The organism is Streptomyces sp. NPDC087300 (genome assembly GCF_044744425.1).
In the GTDB taxonomy this organism is placed as follows: domain Bacteria; phylum Actinomycetota; class Actinomycetes; order Streptomycetales; family Streptomycetaceae; genus Streptomyces.
The window spans coordinates 973,342-988,062 of the sequence record NZ_JBIUYI010000002.1; the positions used below are offsets into that span (position 1 = coordinate 973,342).

A 14,721-nucleotide genomic window follows, 5' to 3' on the forward strand; every position below is an offset into this window, starting at 1 on the left:
CGCTGGTCCGGACGGGGACATCCGCCGGTCCGGGCGGGGGCGGCTACTGGCCTTCGGTCGCGCGGACGATCATCTTTCCCCGGTTCTCGCCCCGCAGCATGCCCAGGAACGCGTCCACGATCCGGTCGAACCCGTCGACCACCGTCTCGTCGAGCCGGACGCGCCCGCTCTGCAGGTGCGGCACCACGAACTCGTACAACTCCTCCTGGAGATGCGGGTAGTCGCGGACGAGGAAGCCCTCCATGCGCAGGCTTTTCTCGACGATGTCCGGCAGATTGCGCAGCGCGTAGGGGGCGCCGGTGGCGTTGTACTGCGCGATCGTGCCGATCCGTACGATCCGGCCGCGCTCGCGCAGCGCGGAGATCGCCGCCTCCAACTGCTCGCCGCCCACGTTGTCGACGTACAGGTCGATGCCGTCGGGCGCGGCCTCGGCCAGGAGTTCGGCGGCCGGGCCCGTGTGGTGGTCGAAGACCGCGTCGTAGCCGACGTGTTCGGTCAGGTACGCCGCCTTCGCCGCCGAGCCCGCGCTGCCCACGAGCCGGCCCGCGCCCATCAGGCGGGCCAGCCGCCCGGTCGCCGTGCCGACGCCGCCCGCCGCAGCGGAGACGAACAGGTCCTGTCCCTCGCGGAGTTCGGCGATGCGGGTGAGGCCCACATAGGCGGTGAGCCCGGTGCCGCCGAGGATGCTGAGGTAGGCGGAGAGCGGCACGCCGTCGAAGCGGGGGAGGCGGCGCACCTCGGCAGGGGTGACCACGGAGTGCGTGCGCCAGCCCTTCCGGTGGAAGACGATCTCGCCCTCGGTGAGCGCCGGGTCGCGCGATTCGACGACGCGGCCGATGGCCCGGCCCTCCAGCGGGGCGTTCAGCGCGAAGTCGCCGTCCATCATCTCGCGGTGGTACGGATCGACGGACCAGTACAGGTTCTCGACCAGGGCGGTGCCCGGCGTGGGCGCGGGCGGCGCGGACTCCACGAAGGCGAAGTGGGCGGGGGTGGGGAAGCCGTGGGGGCGGGCGGTCTGGTGCACGGTGAGCGCGGTCTCGGTCATGTCCGAGAACGTAGGCAGGAATGCGGACCCCGGGCAGAGGGTTGCGCTCATGGAACGCCCCGCCCCATGAACACTCCTCATAGCCCCAGGCAGGCCCCCTGATGACCGCACCCTCCGGCCGCACGGCCCGCTCCGGATCCACCGACCGCCCCGGCCGCACGGACGCCGCGAAGTCTGTTCCCGCGACATCCGCTCCCGGCGCCGCCAGGCCCGCCGATCTCGCGCCCCACGAGCTCCGCATCCTCATCGCGGTGGAGCGCGAGGGCGGGTTCTCCGCCGCGGCGGGGGCTCTCGGTGTCACTCAGTCCGCCGTCTCGCACTCGGTGCGCGGCACCGAACGCAAGGTCGGCGCCGTGCTCTTCGAGCGGGGGCGCAAGGGGGCCGTGCCCACCGCCGCGGGGGCCGCCGCGGTCGCGCACGCCCGGCGGGTGCTGCGGCTGCTCGACGCGCTGGTCGCCGAGGCCCGCGGGGCCGACAGCGGCGCCGTCGAGGGGCCGCTGCGCATCGCCGCCTTCCGCAGCGTCGCCCTGCACCTGCTGCCCGCGGCCCTGGAGCGCCTGACCGCCCGCCACCCGGGCCTGGTGCCCGAGGTCCGCGTCGTGCGGGAGCTGGGCGCGGGCACGGCGGGCGAGGTCGCGCAGGGCCGCGCCGACGTGGGGATCGCGACCGTCGGCGGCACCTCGCCGGTGCCCGCGGGGCTCATCGGTGACGTGCTCATCGAGGAGCCGTACTCCCTCGTGCACCCGGCGGGGCACCCGGACCCCCGCTCGCTCCCGCTGATCGACTGGCACGAGAACTGCGGCTCGTACACCCGGCAGTGGTGGGCGGGGCAGGACTGGATCCCCAGGGCGACCGTCCTGACCGAGGACGACGGAGCGGTGCTCGCGATGGTCGGCGCGGGGCACGGAATGGCGATCATGCCGGGGCTCTCACTGACCGGAGCACCGGACTCGGTGGAGATCACTGATCTCGGAACGGAGCGCCCGATCCGTTCCGTGGGCTATGTCACCACCCCTGAGCTGGCCAGATCAGCCGCGGTGCGGGCTCTCATCAGGGAACTGAGGGAGTCGACGGGGCGCTGAGCGGGCGGCCGCTGAGCTCCGTTCCGGCGAGCGCCGTCTCAGATAGTAGGAAGTCCGAGTAATTGTGGAGACAGACGCTCCGTCCTCGCTTAGCTTTGTAGGAGCCGAACGTCTCGCTCGATCAAGCGAATGGCGGTCGTGAGCCGGAGCCCCACGCAGGCGAACCCTGTCGCTCCCCGCTCCCCGCCCTCCGGCGTCTCGAAAGCACCCTTCCTTATTTCTTTCAAGGAGTGGATCTCCCATGGCCGAGACGACCGTCCGCCGAGTCCGTCACACCTCCCGTACGAGCGATGCCGAGCGCAAGAACGCCGCCGCGGCCCTCCAGCGCGCCCTCGACCGCAGGGACAACGGCGGCGAGACCGGCCACTGAGCCGCGCCGCGCCGCGCCCTAGCCTCCCCGCACCACCTCGAAGTGGTCGACGCGCTCGCCGTTCTCGGCGAGCGCGGAGACCGAGAGCCTCGGGTGCGCGCCGGACGTCACCTCCACCGCGAGGAACGAGAAGCCGGTGTAGCGCACCCGTGACCACTCCACGGTGTCCGGGTCGGCCGCGCGGGACTTCGTCCAGTGGAAGGTCGTGATGCTCTCGCGGTCGTGGACGTGGCCCTCGTAGCTGTCCTCGACACCGGGGCCGAACCCGTAGAGGTCCTTGCCCGCGCCGCCCGCGGTGACGTACACGATGCCGTCGCGCGTCGGATCGGTCGACGCGCCGACCGGCACGGGCCTGCCGACCTTTCCGCCTTTGACGGCGTCGGTGCGTTCGTAGACGTGGTTGTGGCCGTTGATCACCAGGTCCACCTGGTGCTCGGTGAACAGCGGCAGCCACGCGTCGCGCACCCCGCCGTCGGAGGCGTGCGTCGACGTGGAGTAGGCGCAGTGGTGGAAGAACACCACGACGAAGTCCACCGCCGGGTCCGCGCGCAGCGCCCGGAGCCGCTTGTCCAGCCAGGCGGTCTGGCGCCCTTCCGAGTAGCCCCGGTTGGCGGGGATCTCGTACGAGACGTCGTTGGCGTCCAGCGCGACGACGCCGACGTTGCCGTACCGGAAGGAGTAGACGCCGGGTGCGGCCTTCGGGTCGAAGCCGTTGCCGGGCAGCGACCAGCGGGCCGACTGGCCTCCGTAGCCGTTGGGCGAGTACCACGCCTCCATGTCGTGGTTGCCGGTCGTCACCATCCACGGCACGGACTTGGCCACGCACTCCGTCTGCGCCAGGAAGGTGTCCCACACGCGCGCGTCATAGGTGTCGGAGTCCTTGCCGTGCCCGGTGGTGTCGGCGTAGCAGATGTCGCCCGCGTGCAGATGGAAGGCCGGATCCTGGCCCAGGATCAGCTGGTCGTTGGCGAGCGCGTGATAGCTGACGCCCTGGTCGCCGAAGGCCGTGAAGACGAACTTCTCCGCGCGTTCGGGCGCCGTGCGGAAGGTGCCGACGGTGCCGAGACGTTCGGGCGACGCCGGGTCGAAGCCGTCGTGGCCGACGCCGTAGTAGTACGTCGTGCCGGGCCGCAGCCCGTCCAGCGCCGCGTGCAGGTAGTACTGCTCGACGGCGGGCAGCTTCTTGGAGAGGGCGGGGGTGTGCAGGTCGCGCACCTCGGCCCGGACCTTCTCGCCGAGGTCCCAGGGCTTCAACCCCACGCGTATGTAAGGGGACTTGACGGCGAGCGGTACCTGCCAGGAGACCCGCATCTGGGTCATCGGGTCCGCCCCGAACGCCAGATGCCGTCCGAAGGGCGCCACCAGCGCGCCGTGTACGCGCACCGGGGCGGACGGCGCGGCCGACGAGCCGTACGCGGCGGGGGTGTCACGCGGTGCGCCGCCCGAACTGCCGCCGAGCAGGGCGGCGCCGCCGACCGTGCCCGCGAACGCGCCGGCGAGCACCTTGCGCCGGGAGAGCCTGCCGCGCAGATACGCGTGCTGCTCCGGCATGCTCAGCCGGCTCGCGAGCGGTTCGGGGATGCCGACATCGGGGGTGTCCATGACCGGGAAGTTCCCAGCGCCGCCCAACTCCCGCCAGACCTACGGGTGAAGAAGGAGTGTCCAAGTGATGGCGTACCGGCCGGGTGACCAGGCGTGTCCGCATGCCGGACAGCGTGTGTCAGCCCCTGGGACGAAGAGTAGGCTGCCCGCATGTCGGCAAGCTCTCGCATTCTCAATCTCGCAGTCATCCCCGGAGACGGCATCGGCCCAGAGGTCGTGGCCCAGGGGCTCAAGGTCCTCAACGCCGTCCTTCCGCAGGATGTGAAGCTGGAGACGAAGGAATTCGACTTCGGCGCGAAGCGGTACCACGCGACCGGTGAGACCCTCACCGACGCCGACGTCGAGGCCCTCAAGCAGCACGACGCGGTCCTCCTCGGCGCGATCGGCGACCCCTCGGTCCCCTCCGGCGTCCTGGAGCGCGGCTTCCTGCTGAAGCTCCGCTTCCTCTTCGACCACCACGTCAACCTGCGCCCCTCGAAGCTGCTCCCCGGCGTCTCCACGCCGCTCAAGGGCCAGCCCGAGATCGACTTCATCGTCGTACGCGAAGGCACCGAGGGCCCCTACACGGGCAACGGCGGATCGATCCGCACCGGAACGCCGCACGAGGTGGCCACCGAGGTCTCCGTGAACACGGCGTACGGCGTGGAGCGCGTGGTCCGCGACGCGTTCGCCCGCGCGCAGGCCCGCCCGCGCAAGAAGCTCACGCTGGTCCACAAGAACAACGTGCTGGCCTACGCCGGACACCTGTGGACCAACATCTTCAACAAGGTGGCCGAGGAGTTCCCCGAGGTCACCACCGACTACCTGCACGTGGACGCGGCGACCATCTTCCTGGTCACCGACCCCGCGCGGTTCGACGTGATCGTCACCGACAACCTCTTCGGCGACATCATCACCGACCTCGCCGCGGCCGTTTCCGGCGGCATCGGCGTCGCGGCCTCCGGGAACATCAACCCGGGCCGCGAGTTCCCCTCGATGTTCGAGCCCGTGCACGGTTCGGCGCCGGACATCGCGGGCCAGGGCAAGGCCGACCCCTCGGCCACCGTCCTCTCCGTCGCCCTCCTGCTGCGCCATCTCGGGTACGAGTCCGAGGCGGCCCGCATCGAGGAGGCCGTCTCGGCCGACCTCGCCGAGCGCGGCGACACGGTCCGCAGCACCGAGCAGATCGGCGACGCGCTCGCCGTACGCGTGGCGGGCTGACCCGGCAGCTGACGATCACACCAGAAGCCGCCGGGCCCCGAAAGGCACCCGGCGGCTTCTCGTATGCGGCCCCGGGTGTCACGATCGACCCCCGGGCCGCATTCATGCCGTTTCTTCCTCGGGGCCCCGCGAGCGATAATCGAACGTGGGGCCGTGAAAGACAGGGAAGCTCGGACGTCCTGCTATCGGACCAGCACCAGGCCGGTGCCGGTCGTACGGGCGTGAGCGCGGTCCGTCACCATCACACGTGAAGGACGAAGTACTCATGACGACGACGCCGACCATCGAGCTCAAGCCCTCCTCGACCCCGCTGGCCGCGGCGGAGCGGGAGGCGATCCTGGCCAACCCCGGGTTCGGCCGGCACTTCACCGATCACATGGTGACGATCAAGTGGACCGAGGGCCGCGGCTGGCACGACGGCCAGCTCGTCCCGTACGGCCCGCTCGCCATCGACCCGGCCACCAACGTCCTGCACTACGCCCAGGAGATCTTCGAGGGCCTCAAGGCCTACCGGCAGCCCGACGGCTCGGTGGCCTCCTTCCGCCCCGACGCCAACGCCCGCCGCTTCCAGGCGTCCGCGCGCCGCCTGGCCATGCCGGAGCTGCCCGTCGAGACGTTCATCGAGGCGTGCGACGCGCTGGTCAAGCAGGACAAGGACTGGGTGCCCGCGCACGGCGGCGAGGAGTCCCTCTACCTGCGCCCGTTCATGATCGCGACCGAGGTCGGCCTGGGCGTGAAGCCCGCCAACGAGTACCTCTTCATCGTCATCGCCTCGCCCGCGGGCGCCTACTTCCCCGGGGGCGTCAAGCCCGTCTCGATCTGGCTCTCCGAGGACCGCGTGCGCGCCGTCCCCGGCGGCATGGGCGACGCCAAGACCGGCGGCAACTACGCCGCGTCGCTGCTCGCGCAGGCGGAGGCGGCGGCCAAGGGCTGCGACCAGGTGGCCTACCTCGACGCCGTCGAGCACAAGTGGGTCGAGGAGCTCGGCGGCATGAACCTGTACTTCGTGTACGGGAACAAGATCGTCACGCCGACGCTGACCGGGTCGCTGCTCGCCGGTGTCACCCGTGACTCGCTGCTCACCGTCGCGCGTGACCTCGGCTACGAGTCCGAGGAGGGCCGCGTCTCCATCGACCAGTGGAAGACGGACTCCGCGAACGGCACGCTCACCGAGGTCTTCGCCTGCGGCACCGCCGCGGTCATCACTCCCGTCGGCACGGTCAAGTGCGCGTCCGGCGAGTGGCTCCAGAGCGAGGGCAAGCCGGGGTCCGTCACGCTGAAGCTGCGTGAGGCGCTCCTCGACGTGCAGCGGGGCACCACGGAGGACGTCCACGGCTGGATGCACGACCTCGGCTGAGGCCTGCGCGGTTTTCCGTGGCCGCCGCGTCCCTGATGGGGCTCGGTGCGGGTGTCTTTAGGGGCGCGGGGAAGCGCGCCCCACGCGAGAAGAGCCGCAGTGGCGTCTGCCCGGTAACTCGGCAGAGGCGGCTGCGGCTTTTTCGTGGTTGCTCGCGCAGTTCCCCGCGCCCCTGATGGGGCTCGGTGCGGGTGTCTTTAGGGGCGCGGGGAACGGCGCGGCCGGCCCGAGGCGGCCCGCAGGTGACGTGATCCCGAGGCGGGGCCGTTCCTAGCCCACCGGGAGGGTGAGGCTGCCCGGGGCTGCCGCGCAGGCGGAGCGGACGCCTGCGGCGAGGGTCTCGCGGGTCGGCGCGGGGGACTCCGACCAGGCGTCCAGAGCCCGGTGGAACGCCGCGACGAGCACGTCGACGGCGAGCCGGGGCCGCATGTCACCCGGCCCTGGTAGGCCGAAGCGGGCGCGGGCGATCTCGACCGCGGCCCGGCTGGTCCGCTCGCAGAAGGCGAGCCCGTGAGCGTCCATGGACGGCGTACGCGCCGCGAGCCGGCGGCTGAGCAGCACCCGGTCCGGCCAGCCCGCCGCCGGCATCCGCGCCAGCGCGGCCAGGAACGCGTCCCGCAGCACGTCGAACAGGGGCTGCCCGGCGGCCGGTTCGGCCTTCTCCAGCTCGTCGAGGAACGTCCCCCACAGGTCGTGGCAGGGCGCCATCGCCACGTCTTCCTTGCTGGTGAACGTGCGGAAGAACGTGCGCTTGGAGACCTCGACCGACTCGCAGAGCGTGTCGAGCGTGACGCCGTCGAAGCCGTGCTCCGTGAACAGGTCCAGGGCGTTGTCGACGAGCGCCTGGCGCGTGCGCAGCTTCTTGCGTTCCCGCAGGGGCAACTGGTCGGTGTCCATGACCGAAGTGTAGCCGGGGAGCGATTGCCCCTTGTAGGCGTCTGCCACTCAGTGGCATTATCGAGTTCGCCGGATACCCCTGCCGGGTGCCACCGGCACTCATTGGCGTACGTCGAAAGGCCCAACTCTCATGCGCGCACTGCTTGTTGACCCGTCCGCCCCTGGTGGACTGCGGCTCGGCGACGCCCCCGACCCCACGCCCGCGCCGCACCAGGCGCTGGTCAGAGTGACGGCGACCTCGCTGAACTACGGAGAGGTGAAGTGGGGCATCGAGGGCGCGCCCGAGGGCACCGTGCTCGGCTGGGACGCGGCGGGCGTGGTCGAGCGCGCCGCCGCCGACGGCTCGGGCCCCTCGGCCGGCACCCGGGTGGTGACCCTCGGTGAGGCTGGCGGCTGGGCCGAACTCCGGGCGGTGGACACGGACTTGATCGGCGTCGTGCCCGAGGGTGCCGACCTCGGCGCGATCAGCACGGTCCCGGTCGCCGGGGCGAGCGCCCTGCGCGCGCTGCACCGCATCGGCCCGCTCCTGGGCAAGCGCGTGATGGTCACGGGCGCCACCGGCGGGGTGGGCAGGTACGCGGTGCAGCTCGCCCGGCAGGGCGGCGCCGAGGTCATCGCGGTGACCAGGGACCCCGAGGCCCAGGGGGAGGAGCTGCGACGCCTCGGCGCGCACGAGGTGCTCGCCTCGCCCGCCGACGTGGGCGCACCGGTCGACGGCGTGCTGGACATGGTGGCGGGGCGTCAGATGGTCGCGGCGTTCGACGCGTTGGCCCCGCGCGGCACGCTGGTGTCCGTCGGCCACTCGGGCGGCGACGACGCGCGGTTCGAGTACGGCGCGTTCTTCGGCAACGAGGGGCGCCACGACCGCTCGATCGTCACGTTCTACCTGCTGGGCCTCCCGGACCTCGGCCGTGACCTGACGTGGCTGGCCGCCCGCGTCGCGGCGGGTGACCTCGACGCGGGACAGACCTGGCGGGGCGCCTGGGAGAAGGCGCCGGAGGCGGTCGAAGGACTGCTCGCCGGCAGGCTGCACGGCAAGGCGGTCCTGGACATCGGCTGAGGCGATGGGTGCGGGCCTCGGCCCGGGGGCGTCCCCGGGCCGAGGCCCATCGAGGCACCCGTCAGGAACTCTGCGCGTCCACCCCGGCCTTGCCGCCGTCAGCCTCGCCCGCGTCCGCGCCGGACTTCTCGTCCTCCTGCTTCGGGACGTTCGAGCCCACCGGGGTGAGCGGCCCGCTGGTGATCGCGTCGACGATGCCGACGACCGCCGCGCCCGCACCCTTGGCCGCGCGGACGCCGAGTCCGATGAGTTCTTCCATGGTGGTGCTCCCCGTGCTGTCGTTTCCCCCGCCGATCAGGTCCCTGTCAGGCTACGTGATCAGCGGATACGGCCTGCGGCACGGTCTCCGCGATGCCCGCGACGGCCCTCCGCTCCCGCGCGGTCAGCGCCAGATAGGCCGCGCCGCCCACCGCGCCCGACAGCAGGAAACTGCAGTCGACGCCGCCGGTCAGGGACAGCAGCGGACCCTCGTAGGAGGGGAGCGAGACCGCGAGCAGGCCGACCGCCGCGCCGAGCGCCCAGGACACGGTGGCCCGCACGTGCCAGCCCGCGCGGTACCAGTAGGCGCCGCCCCTGGAGCGGCGGTTGAAGACCTGGAGGGCCTCCGCGTCGTACGCGCCCCCGCAGCGCGCGAAGCCGATCAGGGTGATCACCGCCCACGGTGTGCCGATGGCGGTGAGGAGCAGCACGAAGGACGTCATCGCGTCCTGCGCCTCCCACGCGTAGTGGCCCGCGAAGACGCAGGCGGTGGCGACGACCGCGACGGTGCAGGTGGCGCGGGCGCGCGAGGCGCGGGGCAGGATCGCGTCCAGGTCGAGGCCCATGGAGTAGAGCATCAGGCCCGCGTTGCCGACCGAGCCCGCGGAGGCGGCGAGCAGCAGCGGCAGCAGGTACCAGGAGGGGGACGCGTCGACGAGTCCGCCCGCGTACTCAAGGGCGGCGCGGGCCGCGTACGCCGTGAACGTACCGAAGAGCTGCGGGATCAGGAGTCCGGCGAGCAGTCCGAGCCAGGCCGCGCCGAGGACCGTCCGCGAGGAGTGCCGGGCGGGGGAGACGTAGCGGGTGTAGTCGCCGAGCAGGGTGATGAACGCGATCGGGCCCGACAGTCCGGCCGCGACCAGGGCGAGCAGCCAGGTCGGCCAGAACGAGCCGAGCGCGTAGCCTCCCGCGCCGGGCAGTGCGGACGTCGTGAAGTCGGGGGCGTACGCGACGACGCCGAGGACCAGCAGCGCGGTCATGCCGAGGGCGAGGACGCGTGAGAGCCGGAGCAGGACGCGGTATCCGTACACCGCGCCGGTGACGGTGGCCGCCGCGAGCAGCGCGTAGACGAGCGCGTACGAGAGCGATCCGGCCGGCAGGCCGAGCAGGCGGTGCAGGGTGCCCACCATGACGTCGCCGCCGATCCAGATGGTCAGCGCGGTGTAGCCGAGGGAGAGCAGCAGCCCGACGACCGAGCCGACCAGCCGGCCGCGCACGCCGAACTGGGCGCCGGACGAGGTCGAGAGGTTGGTGCCGGTGCGCAGCGAGACCAGGGCGAGCGGCGCGGTCAGGGCGGTGCCCACGACGGTGCCGGTGACCACCGCGCTCACCGACTCCCACCAGTCGAGGCCGAACGACACCGGCAGCCAGCCGAAGACGATCACCCCGAGGCAGAGGTTGGAGCCGATCAGGATCGACACGAGGTCGCGGGGCCCGCTGGTGCGTTCCCCGTCCGGGATGGTGTCGACTCCGCGCTGTTCTATCGGCATGAGGCTGCCCCTGACGCTCGCTGGTCCCGATGGTTGCCCTACTTTTGAGCAGCGCTCAATGTGGCGTGAATCCACCCCCCGCGTCAATGCTTCCCGCATGCGGATTTCGTGGTTAGAGTGATGCTCAAAACGTCGTACATGATCGGACGCAGGGTCCGGGCATGACCGGGAACCAGGGAGGAACGGCGCGTGCGACTCACGCCCACCGAACGCGACCGGCTGCTGCTCTTCGGGGCCGCCGAGCTCGCCAGGTCCCGCAAGGCGCGCGGCCTCAGACTCAACGTCCCCGAGGCCACCGCGCTGATCGCCGACACGGTGTGCGAGGCGGCCAGGGACGGCGCGCGGCTCGCCGAGGCCGTCGAGCGGGCCCGCGCCGTGCTCGGCCCCGACGACGTCCTGCCGGGCGTCGCGGACGTGGTGACCGAGGTGCACGTGGAGGCCGTCTTCGACGACGGGTCCCGGCTCGCGGTGGTCTCCGACCCGATCGGGCAGGGCCTCGGTGCCGACGCGCCGGGCGCGCTCCTGCCGGGCCCCGCGCACCAGGAGCCCGCGCCCGCCGTGACGCTGAGCGTGCACAACACCGCCACCGTGCCCGTCTCGGTGACCTCCCACTTCCACTTCTTCGAGGCCAACCCCCGGCTCGACTTCGACCGCGCGGCCGCCTACGGCATGCGCCTGGCCGTGCCCGCGGGCTCCTCCGTGCGCTTCGGGCCCGGCGACCGCGTCGAGGTCGGTCTGCTGCCCATCGGCGGCGAGCGGATCGCGATCGGCTTCGCGGGCCTGGTGGACGGCCCCCTCGACGCGCCGGGGGCGAAGGAAGAGGCCCTGCGCAGGGCGGCCGCCTGCGGCTATCTCGGAGCGGAGGAGACGCGATGAACCCCTATGAGTACGCGGCCACGCACGGCCCGCGCGCCGGTGACCACGTCCGGCTCGGCGACTCCGGCCTGACGATCCGGATCGAGTCCGATTCCCAGAAGCACGGCGACGAATTCCTCGCCGGTTTCGGCAAGACGGCCCGCGACGGGCTGCACCTGAAGGCCGCCGCGGTCCGCGAGACGTGCGACGTGGTGATCAGTAACGTCGTGGTCATCGACGCCGTGCAGGGCATCCGCAAGGTGTCCATCGGCATCCGGGAAGGCCGCATTCATGCCATCGGGCGGGCCGGGAATCCCGACACCCTCGAAGGCGTCGACGTCGTCGTCGGCACCGGCACGTCCATCGTGTCGGGCGAGGGCCTGATCGCCACCGCAGGATCGGTGGACACCCACGTCCATCTGCTCTCGCCGCGCATCATGGAGGCGTCGCTGGCCTCCGGTGTGACGACGATCATCGGCCAGGAGTTCGGGCCGGTCTGGGGCGTGGGGGTCAACTCGCCGTGGGCGCTGCGGCACGCGTTCAACGCCTTCGACGCCTGGCCCGTCAACATCGGCTTCCTGGGCCGTGGTTCGTCCTCGCACGACGCGCCGCTGATCGAGGCGCTCGCCGAGGGCGGCGCGTCCGGCTTCAAGGTGCACGAGGACATGGGCGCGCACACCCGTGCCCTGGACACGGCGTTGCGGGTGGCCGAGGAGCACGACGTCCAAGTCGCCCTGCACAGCGACGGGTTGAACGAGTGCCTGTCGGTCGAGGACACCCTCAGCGTGCTCGAAGGGCGCACCATCCACGCCTTCCACATCGAGGGCTGTGGCGGCGGTCATGTGCCCAACGTGCTGAAGATGGCGGGCGTGCCGAACGTGATCGGCTCCTCCACCAACCCCACGCTGCCGTTCGGTCGTGACGCGGTCGCCGAGCACTACGGGATGATCGTCTCCGTCCACGATCTGAAGACGGATCTGCCGGGGGACGCGGCGATGGCCCGTGACCGGATCCGGGCCGGGACGATGGGCGCGGAGGACGTGCTGCACGATCTGGGCGCGATCGGGATCACGTCATCGGACGCGCAGGGCATGGGCCGGGCGGGCGAGACGGTGCGCCGCACGTTCGCGATGGCCGGGAAGATGAAGGCCGAGCTGGGCCCGATGGAGGGCGACGGCGAGCGCGACGACAACGCGCGTGTGCTGCGCTACATCGCCAAGCTGACGATCAACCCGGCGCTGGCGCACGGTCTGGCGCATGAGGTGGGGTCGATCGAGGTCGGCAAGATGGCCGACATCGTGCTCTGGCGTCCGCAGTACTTCGGTGCGAAGCCGCAGATGGTCCTGAAGTCCGGGTTCCCGGCCTACGGGGTGACAGGGGATCCCAACGCGGCCACCGACACCTGTGAACCCCTCGTGCTCGGGCCGCTGTTCGGCGGGCACGGCGCCGTCCCCGCCGACATCTCCGTCGCCTTCGTCGCGCAGGCCGCCCTCGACCAGGGCAACGACACGATGCCCACCCGGCGCAGGCGGGTCGCCGTGCGCGGCACCCGCGGCATCGGCCCCGCCGACCTGCTCCTGAACTCGCGCACCGGAGCCGTCGACGTGAACCAGCGCACCGGTCTGGTCACCCTCGACGGCGACCCGGTCCGCTCCGAGCCCGCCGACTCGGTCTCCCTCAACCGCCTCTACTTCCTCTGACCCTGAAGGTGCCCGACATGACTGCTGCCGCCGACGGCTTCCGCATGCCCGCCGAGTGGGCCCCGCACGAGCGCACCTGGATGGCGTGGCCGTGCCCCAACCCCACCTTCGACGACCCCGCGGGCCTGGACGAGTCCCGGCTCGCCTGGGCCGCGGTCGCCCGTGCCGTACGCCGCTTCGAGCCCGTCACCGTGGTGTGCGGGCCCGCCCAGACCGCGTACGCCAGGGAGCTCCTCGGTCCGGACGTCGAGGTGACCGAGCGGGAGCTCGACGACGCCTGGATGCGCGACATCGGCCCCACCTTCCTGACCGACGGGCAGGGCCGACTGGCCGCGGTGGACTGGACGTTCAACGGCTGGGGCGCCCAGGAGTGGGCACGCTGGGACCACGACGCCAAGGTCGGGGCGCACGTCGCCTCTCTCGCGGGCGCCCGTACGTACGCCTCGAAGCTGGTGAACGAGGGCGGCGGCATCCACGTCGACGGCGAGGGCACCGTGCTGCTCACCGAGACCGTGCAGCTGGGCCCCGAGCGCAACCCCGGCTGGACGAAGGAGCAGGTCGAGGCGGAGATCCACGCCCACCTCGGCACGACGAAGGCGATCTGGCTGCCGCGCGGCCTCACCGCCGACTACCCGGGCCACGGCTTCGGCACCATCGGCCACGTCGACATCGTCGCCGCCTTCGCCGCGCCCGGCGTGGTCCTCGTGCACTCCCAGCGCGACCCCGCCCACCCCGACTTCGAGGTCAGCAAGGAGATCATCGCGACCCTGGCAGGGCAGACCGACGCGCGCGGCCGCACCCTGAAGATCGTCGAGGTGCCCGCGCCGACCGTCCTCAAGGACGACGAGGGCTGGGTCGACTACTCCTACATCAACCACTACCTCTGCAACGGCGGCGTCGTCCTGTGCGCCTTCGGCGACCCGAACGACGAGATCGCGGCGGGCATCTTCCGCGGCCTCTTCCCCGACAGGACCGTGACGCTCGTCGACGCCCGTACGATCTTTGCCGGGGGTGGTGGCATCCACTGCATCACCCAGCAGCAGCCCGAGGTGTGACCGACGAGGAGTACGAGATGGCAGGCGCAGGACGGCCCCGCGCGCGGAAGAACGCCCCACCGCGTGAGGACGTCCTGGTGGCCGCCATGGAGATGATCGCCGAGCGCGGCCTGGAGAAGCTCACCATGGCCGCGCTCGGCCGCGCGGTCGACATGAGCTCAGGCCACCTCCTCTACTACTTCCGCACCAAGGACGAGCTGCTCCTGCGCACCCTGGAGTGGAGCGAGGGCCGCCTCGGCGCCGAGCGCGGCCGCCTGCTCGCCCGGCAGGGCACGGCCCGCGAGCGCCTGGACGCCTACGTCGAGCTGTACGTCCCCGACGCCCCCGGCGATCCGCACTGGACGCTCTGGCTGGAGGTCTGGAACCGCTCCCTGAACGCGGACGCGGACGGCCGCGACCGGCAGGCCGCGATCGAGGGCGCCTGGCACCGCGACCTGGCGGCGCTGCTCGCCGAGGGCGTCTCGCGCGGCGAGTTCGGCCCGGTCGACCCCGACCGCTTCGCGGCCCGTCTGCGGGCGCTGCTCGACGGCTTCTCGATCCATGTCGCGATCGGTCTGCGCGGCACCGGCAGGGAGCAAGTCCTCACGCACGTAAGGGAGTTCCTGGACGGAGCGCTCGCCACCGGCCCCGGGGACGCCCGGCGGCCTGTCTAGGTTGTACGCAGTCCGGCGGATTGCCCGCCGCCCGGTGGTGCGTTTGTATCCCCCTGGGCCCTCGGTGTCGGGCCGGGGGAGAGACAGGTCTTTGGGG

Annotated in this window: 14 protein-coding genes; 9 read left to right on the forward strand and 5 right to left on the reverse strand. The window is 72.0% G+C overall.

Annotated features, from left to right (window positions below):
* Positions 1-43 precede the first annotated feature (43 nt).
* Positions 44-1,045 (reverse strand): zinc-binding dehydrogenase, encoded by a 1,002-nt coding sequence (locus ACIO9J_RS09910; RefSeq protein ID WP_401995292.1) that lies wholly within the window; start codon positions 1,043-1,045, stop codon positions 44-46.
* Between the two features lie 101 nt (positions 1,046-1,146).
* Between ACIO9J_RS09910 and ACIO9J_RS09915 the strand changes: the two genes are divergently transcribed.
* Positions 1,147-2,127, forward strand: coding sequence for a LysR family transcriptional regulator (locus ACIO9J_RS09915; protein WP_401995295.1), 981 nt, complete (start codon positions 1,147-1,149; stop codon positions 2,125-2,127).
* A gap of 241 nt (positions 2,128-2,368) precedes the next feature.
* Positions 2,369-2,497, forward strand: a complete 129-nt coding sequence (locus tag ACIO9J_RS09920) for a hypothetical protein (RefSeq protein WP_098244971.1) — start codon at positions 2,369-2,371, stop codon at positions 2,495-2,497.
* Positions 2,498-2,515: 18 nt separating this feature from the next.
* On the opposite strand, the gene ACIO9J_RS09925 is transcribed toward ACIO9J_RS09920, so the two are convergent.
* Positions 2,516-4,099 carry a purple acid phosphatase family protein gene (locus ACIO9J_RS09925; RefSeq protein WP_401995298.1) on the reverse strand — a complete coding sequence of 528 codons (1,584 nt, stop codon included), beginning with the start codon at positions 4,097-4,099 and terminating at the stop codon, positions 2,516-2,518.
* 150 nt (positions 4,100-4,249) lie between these two features.
* Between ACIO9J_RS09925 and ACIO9J_RS09930 the strand changes: the two genes are divergently transcribed.
* Together ACIO9J_RS09930 and ACIO9J_RS09935 are read left to right on the forward strand one after the other, a co-directional pair.
* Positions 4,250-5,299 (forward strand): 3-isopropylmalate dehydrogenase, encoded by a 1,050-nt coding sequence (locus tag ACIO9J_RS09930; protein WP_401995301.1) that lies wholly within the window; start codon positions 4,250-4,252, stop codon positions 5,297-5,299.
* 265 nt (positions 5,300-5,564) lie between these two features.
* Entirely contained in the window at positions 5,565-6,656 is a 1,092-nt protein-coding gene (locus ACIO9J_RS09935; RefSeq protein WP_401995304.1) for a branched-chain amino acid aminotransferase, read from the forward strand.
* 270 nt (positions 6,657-6,926) lie between these two features.
* Here ACIO9J_RS09935 and ACIO9J_RS09940 read toward each other — a convergent pair whose 3' ends face one another.
* A complete protein-coding gene (locus ACIO9J_RS09940) occupies positions 6,927-7,553 on the reverse strand; it encodes a TetR family transcriptional regulator (RefSeq protein ID WP_401995307.1) in 627 nt (208 codons plus the stop codon).
* A 130-nt stretch (positions 7,554-7,683) separates the two neighbouring features.
* Here ACIO9J_RS09940 and ACIO9J_RS09945 point away from each other — a divergent pair, with 130 nt between their 5' ends.
* Positions 7,684-8,613, forward strand: a complete 930-nt coding sequence (locus ACIO9J_RS09945) for a zinc-binding dehydrogenase (protein ID WP_401995310.1) — start codon at positions 7,684-7,686, stop codon at positions 8,611-8,613.
* A 61-nt stretch (positions 8,614-8,674) separates the two neighbouring features.
* Here ACIO9J_RS09945 and ACIO9J_RS09950 read toward each other — a convergent pair whose 3' ends face one another.
* Both ACIO9J_RS09950 and ACIO9J_RS09955 read right to left on the reverse strand, forming a co-directional pair.
* Positions 8,675-8,872 carry a hypothetical protein gene (locus tag ACIO9J_RS09950; protein WP_401995313.1) on the reverse strand — a complete coding sequence of 66 codons (198 nt, stop codon included), beginning with the start codon at positions 8,870-8,872 and terminating at the stop codon, positions 8,675-8,677.
* Between the two features lie 46 nt (positions 8,873-8,918).
* On the reverse strand, positions 8,919-10,361 hold the full coding sequence (locus ACIO9J_RS09955) for a cytosine permease (RefSeq protein WP_401995316.1): 1,443 nt from the start codon (positions 10,359-10,361) through the stop codon (positions 8,919-8,921).
* A gap of 189 nt (positions 10,362-10,550) precedes the next feature.
* Between ACIO9J_RS09955 and ureA the strand changes: the two genes are divergently transcribed.
* Genes ureA through ACIO9J_RS09975 form a run of 4 tightly spaced genes read left to right on the forward strand, consistent with a single transcriptional unit; the run spans position 10,551 to position 14,624 of the window.
* Positions 10,551-11,237 carry an urease subunit gamma gene (ureA, locus tag ACIO9J_RS09960; RefSeq protein WP_401995319.1) on the forward strand — a complete coding sequence of 229 codons (687 nt, stop codon included), beginning with the start codon at positions 10,551-10,553 and terminating at the stop codon, positions 11,235-11,237.
* On the forward strand, positions 11,234-12,916 hold the full coding sequence (locus ACIO9J_RS09965) for an urease subunit alpha (RefSeq protein WP_401995322.1): 1,683 nt from the start codon (positions 11,234-11,236) through the stop codon (positions 12,914-12,916). Before ureA ends, ACIO9J_RS09965 begins: the two co-directional genes overlap by 4 nt.
* Positions 12,917-12,933: 17 nt before the next feature.
* Positions 12,934-13,971: an agmatine/peptidylarginine deiminase gene (locus ACIO9J_RS09970; RefSeq protein ID WP_401995325.1), complete on the forward strand. Its 1,038-nt coding sequence runs from the start codon at positions 12,934-12,936 to the stop codon at positions 13,969-13,971.
* Positions 13,972-13,988: 17 nt separating this feature from the next.
* The gene (locus tag ACIO9J_RS09975) at positions 13,989-14,624 is read left to right on the forward strand and encodes a TetR/AcrR family transcriptional regulator (protein ID WP_401995328.1); all 636 of its coding nucleotides are present in this window, start codon (positions 13,989-13,991) and stop codon (positions 14,622-14,624) included.
* Positions 14,625-14,721 lie beyond the last annotated feature (97 nt).

Coding starts and splice junctions, on each gene's coding strand:
- ACIO9J_RS09910 (WP_401995292.1), bottom strand. CDS start 1,045: ATGACCGAGACCGCGCTCACCGTGCACCAGACCGCCCGCCCCCACGGC.
- ACIO9J_RS09915 (WP_401995295.1), top strand. CDS start 1,147: ATGACCGCACCCTCCGGCCGCACGGCCCGCTCCGGATCCACCGACCGC.
- ACIO9J_RS09920 (WP_098244971.1), top strand. CDS start 2,369: ATGGCCGAGACGACCGTCCGCCGAGTCCGTCACACCTCCCGTACGAGC.
- ACIO9J_RS09925 (WP_401995298.1), bottom strand. CDS start 4,099: ATGGACACCCCCGATGTCGGCATCCCCGAACCGCTCGCGAGCCGGCTG.
- ACIO9J_RS09930 (WP_401995301.1), top strand. CDS start 4,250: ATGTCGGCAAGCTCTCGCATTCTCAATCTCGCAGTCATCCCCGGAGAC.
- ACIO9J_RS09935 (WP_401995304.1), top strand. CDS start 5,565: ATGACGACGACGCCGACCATCGAGCTCAAGCCCTCCTCGACCCCGCTG.
- ACIO9J_RS09940 (WP_401995307.1), bottom strand. CDS start 7,553: ATGGACACCGACCAGTTGCCCCTGCGGGAACGCAAGAAGCTGCGCACG.
- ACIO9J_RS09945 (WP_401995310.1), top strand. CDS start 7,684: ATGCGCGCACTGCTTGTTGACCCGTCCGCCCCTGGTGGACTGCGGCTC.
- ACIO9J_RS09950 (WP_401995313.1), bottom strand. CDS start 8,872: ATGGAAGAACTCATCGGACTCGGCGTCCGCGCGGCCAAGGGTGCGGGC.
- ACIO9J_RS09955 (WP_401995316.1), bottom strand. CDS start 10,361: ATGCCGATAGAACAGCGCGGAGTCGACACCATCCCGGACGGGGAACGC.
- ACIO9J_RS09965 (WP_401995322.1), top strand. CDS start 11,234: ATGAACCCCTATGAGTACGCGGCCACGCACGGCCCGCGCGCCGGTGAC.
- ACIO9J_RS09970 (WP_401995325.1), top strand. CDS start 12,934: ATGACTGCTGCCGCCGACGGCTTCCGCATGCCCGCCGAGTGGGCCCCG.
- ACIO9J_RS09975 (WP_401995328.1), top strand. CDS start 13,989: ATGGCAGGCGCAGGACGGCCCCGCGCGCGGAAGAACGCCCCACCGCGT.